The 4,843-nt window shown below is 70.0% G+C and carries 5 protein-coding genes; 1 reads left to right on the top strand and 4 read right to left on the bottom strand.

Annotated features, from left to right (window positions below):
* Positions 1-828, top strand: an 828-nt coding sequence (locus tag QH283_RS03740; RefSeq protein ID WP_280501620.1) for a hypothetical protein, incomplete at its 5' end; no start/stop codon positions are given.
* 46 nt (positions 829-874) lie between these two features.
* On the opposite strand, the gene QH283_RS03735 is transcribed toward QH283_RS03740, so the two are convergent.
* The 4 genes from QH283_RS03735 to QH283_RS03720 form a co-directional block, all read right to left on the bottom strand.
* Positions 875-1,459, bottom strand: coding sequence for a TerD family protein (locus QH283_RS03735; protein ID WP_280501619.1), 585 nt, complete (start codon positions 1,457-1,459; stop codon positions 875-877).
* Positions 1,460-1,612: 153 nt separating this feature from the next.
* On the bottom strand, positions 1,613-2,188 hold the full coding sequence (locus QH283_RS03730) for a TerD family protein (protein WP_280501618.1): 576 nt from the start codon (positions 2,186-2,188) through the stop codon (positions 1,613-1,615).
* 436 nt (positions 2,189-2,624) lie between these two features.
* On the bottom strand, positions 2,625-3,770 hold the full coding sequence (locus tag QH283_RS03725) for an acyl-CoA dehydrogenase family protein (RefSeq protein WP_280501617.1): 1,146 nt from the start codon (positions 3,768-3,770) through the stop codon (positions 2,625-2,627).
* Between the two features lie 215 nt (positions 3,771-3,985).
* Positions 3,986-4,843 (bottom strand): alpha/beta hydrolase (locus tag QH283_RS03720; RefSeq protein WP_280501616.1); only part of this gene is annotated, 858 nt, incomplete at its 5' end.

Here is a 4,843-nt window from a genome sequence, read left to right as displayed (position 1 = left end):
GGGCGGCACCGGGCGGTCGATCCGGCCCGCGCGCGTGTCGGCCTCGCCGTGGTGGCGGGCGCCGCGCCGGTCGTGCTGACCTTCGCCGGCAGCGGTCCGGCCGCGGCCGAGGTCGGGCAGGTGATCGCCGTCGCCGGGGAGGCCAAGGAGCAGAGCGGGCCCGGCTCACCGGAGTGGCCCGCGGCGGAGGCGCCGAATGTCCGCCCGTACCACGGGGTCCGCATTCCCGACGAGGTGCTGAGTTCGCTGCAGTGGGCGCGGCCGATCCCCGCGCCGGACTATCTCTCGCCCGTGGAGGGGCTGCACGCGCCGGAACCGGTCGAGGCGGTGCCGCCGATCGCACCGCCGCCGGACCGGCTGCGCTTCGGCGACGTGCAGGTGGAGCCGCCGGAGTGGTTGCCGCGCGAGCAGGCCATCCAGATCAACGACGCCGCGGCCGTGCAGGAGGCCCAGCTCGCCACATTTCTCGACTCCATCGGCATGGAGCGCACGCGCTCGGACCGGGTGGCGAGCCAGACCATCGGGGCTGCCGCCGTCGGGGCCGCCGCGGGCGCCGCGGTGGCCAGCCCGTTCGCGCTGATCGGCGCGGGCGCGGGCGGGGCGATGGGACTGTTCATCGGCGGTCCGTTCGCGCCGATCGGCCTGGCCGCCGTACCGCTCGGCGCGGCCTACGGAGCCGCGCTCATGGCCGCGCCGCTGGCGGTGATCGGCGCCGGCGTCGGTGCGACCATCGGTGCGGCGCAGGCGCTCACGGCTCCGCCGCGCGCGCTCGGCCCCGCGCCGGACGACCTCACCGCCACGTCGGAGCCCGGCGCACTCGTCCCGTAGACCGTGCTCGCCCCGCGCCGGGCGCGCCGAGTTCCGTTCCGGGGGTTCAGGACCCGATGGCGAAGCGCAGCAGCGCCTGGCGGTCGCCCTGCTTGATCTTGCCCTTGCGGTCGAGCACCTCGAGCTGCCAGACCGGCCCGTTGCGGAAGGCGCGGGCGATGGCGTTGGCGTTCTCGGTGCCGAGCATCGACGGCCAGATCTCGGCGACCTGCTGGCTGCTGCCGCCGGTCGCGTCGTAGATCTTGAAGGCGATGTTGTTGGCCTTCTCGAAACTGGAACCCTTCTTGAAGGCGGCGGCGACGAAGACGATCGAATCGATCGGGCCGGGCACGCTGTCGAAGGTCACGTGCACGGTCTCGTCGTCGCCCGCCGCCGCGCCGGTCTGCTCGTCGCCGGAATGCACGACCGAACCGTTCTGGAACGGGTCGAGAGAGTCGAGACCCGCGAAGCGGACGGGGTCGCCGCCCTGCATGCAGATCGCGAGGAGGTCGAGGTCGACGCCCTTCTTGCGCCGGGCGATGCCGAGCAGGCCGCCGCTGGAGCCCGCCGACGGATCCCAGCTGACCCCGACGCTCAGATGGGTGATGCCCGCGAGATCGGCGGGACCGTCCTCTTTGCGGAGAGTGATCATGTGCTGCAACGCCTTTCGCGTAACGCGTGGTCCTGGAGGTTCGTGATCGGTGATCGCCCCGCGGCCACCGCGGGTTCCGGTGGCCCACAGGTCGGGGGGGGGGGGGGGGGGGGGGGGCGGCCCCCCCCCCCCCCCCCCCCACGCCGTGTCAGGTCAGACGGCGACGCCGAAGTCCTGCGCGATACCGGCCAGGCCGGAGCTGTAGCCCTGGCCGATGGCGCGGAACTTCCACTCCGCGCCGTTGCGGTACAGCTCGCCGAACACCATGGCGGTCTCGGTGGAGGCGTCCTCGGTCAGGTCGTAGCGGGCCAGCTCCTCGCCGTTGGCGCGGTTGACCACGCGGATGTAGGCGTTGCGCACCTGGCCGAAGGACTGGCCGCGGGAGTCGGCGTCGTAGATCGACACCGGGAAGACGATGGATTCGATGTTCGCCGGGGTGTTGGCCAGGTCGACGTTGATGACCTCGTCGTCGCCCTCGCCCTCACCGGTGCGGTTGTCACCGGCGTGCTCGATCGCGCCCTCGGGGGACTTCAGGTTGTTGAAGAACACGAAATGCTGGTCGGAGACGACCTTCTTGTCGGCGCCGAGCGCGATGGCGCTTGCGTCGAGATCGAAGTCGGTGCCCGTGGTGGTGCGCAGATCCCAGCCGAGGCCGACCGCGACGGCGGTCAGGCCCGGCGCCGCCTTGGTCAGCGAGACGTTGCCACCCTTGGACAAACTGACACCCATGTACGGATTCCCTTTCACGTCGACGGCGGCCGACCATCGGCGCGCCGCACTCCCGGTCGAGGCCGGGCCCTACTGAACGACCCCGCCGCGACCGACGGGACCGGCACCGCGGTGGACGAGAAAGGAACCGGATCCCGTTCGGCACGCATCGGATTCGGCATCCTCCCCCGGATTCACAACAGCCCCCCGCGAGTGTCCGCCCGCCGAGAGTACCGCCGTCGACGGCGACCGGCGAGACCACCGGGAAGACGCCAGGACGGAACCGGTGGCGGCGCTGTCGGACACACCTCACACTAACACGCGCGCGTGTCCGTTTTGTCGGGTGCTTTCGCGGAACGTCCTGCGCCACGACCGATTCGGCCGCCCGGACGCGCAGCCGCCGACGAGACCGAGGCGGGACGTCGCCGTCCCGCCTCGGTGGATGAGATCGCCTGGATCAGGCCAGCTTCAGGGAGCGGCCGATGATCTCCTTCATGATCTCGGTGGTGCCGCCGTAGATGGCCTGGATGCGAGCGTCCATGTAGGCCTTGGCGATCGGGTACTCGCGCATGTAGCCGTAACCGCCGTGCAGCTGCAAGCAGCGGTTGATCAGGTCGATCTGCTCCTCGGTGCTCCACCACTTGGCCATGGCGGCATCCTCCGGGGACAGCTTGCCCGCGTTGAGGTCTTCGATGAAGCGGTCGACGAGCACGCGCACGGCGGTGGTCTTGGTGGCGAGCTCGGCCAGCACGAACCGGGTGTTCTGCAGGGCGCCGATCGGCTTGCCGAACGCCTTGCGATCACGCACGTACTGGCAGGTCATCTCCAGGCAGGCCTCCATGGCGCCCGCCGCCATGACGGCGATGGACATGCGCTCCTGCGGCAGGTTCTGCATCAAGTGGATGAAGCCCTGACCCTCGGTGCCGAGCAGGTTCTTGGCGGGCACGCGCACGTCGGTGAAGCTCAGCTCGGCGGTGTCCTGCGCCTTGAGGCCGATCTTGTCGAGGTTGCGGCCGCGCTCGAAGCCCGGCATGCCGCGCTCGACCACGAACAGGCTGAAGCCGAGGGCGCCCTTCTCCGGGTCGGTCTGGGCGACCACGATGACCAGATCGGCGTTGATGCCGTTGGTGATGAAGGTCTTGGCGCCGTTGATGACCCAGTCGTCGCCGTCGCGGACCGCGCGGGTCTTGATGCCCTGCAGGTCGGAACCGGTGCCCGGCTCGGTCATGGCGATCGCCGTGATCAGCTCACCGGAACAGAAGCCGGGCAGCCAGCGCTGCTTCTGCTCCTCGGTGGACAGCTCGAGCAGGTAGGGCGCGATCACGTCGTTGTGCAGCGAGAAGCCGAGACCCGAGTACTGGAGCCGGGAGGTCTCCTCGGTGATGATCGCGTTGTAGCGGAAGTCCTTGACGCCGCCGCCGCCGTACTCCTCCGGCACGGCCATGCCGAGGAAGCCCTGCTTGCCCGCTTCGAGCCAGACCTCGCGCGGCACGACGCCCGCCTCTTCCCACTCCGCGTGGTACGGCGCCACGTGCTGCTCGAGGAACTTGCGGTACGACTCCCGGAACAGATCGTGTTCGGGCTCGAACAGTGTGCGCTCCACACCAACCTCCTAATGACTGCACGGACCGATCCACACCGATCCGTCGTTACCCGATACGGTACCCGGAACCCAAATGCCGGTTCACTTCGCACCGGAAATCTTGCGCTTCACCAGGAAGAGTAGTGCCTGCTTCGAACACGGATCGAGACCGGTCGCAAACCTACCGGCAAGTCGCATCGATCGGTCCGTTATAGCCGACAGCTATATTTCGCCGGTCAGGGCGCGAGCCCCAGCCCACGCGCCAGGACCGGCCAGGACTGACGAAGGGCGTCCTCCCAATAGCCCCAGGAATGGGTGCCGTAGGGCTCGAACAGGTAGGTGGCCTCGATGCCGAGCGCGGTCAGGCGGTCGCGCATGTTGCGCGTGCAGAAATCGGTGGCCGCTTCCAGGATGCCGCCGAGGACGACCTGATTGACCCACCCGTTCACCCCCGGCTGGGTGCGCGGCCCGTTCAACGTGTCCCAGCGCCCCGGCAGGCCGCTGCCGGTGGACAGGAACAGTTCGACGCCGCGCAGGCCCTCGGCGTTGACATAGGGGTCGTTGGCCACCCACATCGGATCGCCGGGCGGACCGTACATGTTGACCACATCGCCCTGGCCTGCCGCGACCACCGTCGTCACGGCCTGACGGCCGAGCGGATCGCTGATCTGGGCGCACCCGCTGTAGGCGGCGACCGCGCGATAGCGGCCGGGGGCCGCGATGGGCAGTTGCAGCACCGAGGTGCCCGACATCGACAGCCCGGCCAGGGCGTTGCGCCCGTCGGTGCCGAGCGCGCCGTCCACGATCGGCGGCAGTTCCTCGGTGAGAAAGGTCTTCCACTTGTTGACCCCGAGCACGGGATCGCGCGCCCGCCAGTCGGTGTAGTAGCTCCACGCGCCGCCGATCGGCAACACCACATTCAGCGGCTTGTCGGCCAGGAAGTCCAGCGCCGCGGTGCGCGCCTGCCAGGTCGCCGAGTCCTCGCCGCCGCCGGCGCCCGCCAGCAGGTAGAGCGTGGGCCGGGGCGCCGTGGTGTCCGCGGGCCGCTGCACGTCGAGTTCGATCACCCGGTCCATCGCGGCCGAGTACACACC

Source organism: Nocardia farcinica (assembly GCF_029867845.1).
Lineage (GTDB): Bacteria > Actinomycetota > Actinomycetes > Mycobacteriales > Mycobacteriaceae > Nocardia > Nocardia farcinica_A.
The sequence above is the reverse complement of the archived record's forward strand: the minus strand, read 5'-3'. Positions and strand labels throughout refer to the sequence as shown.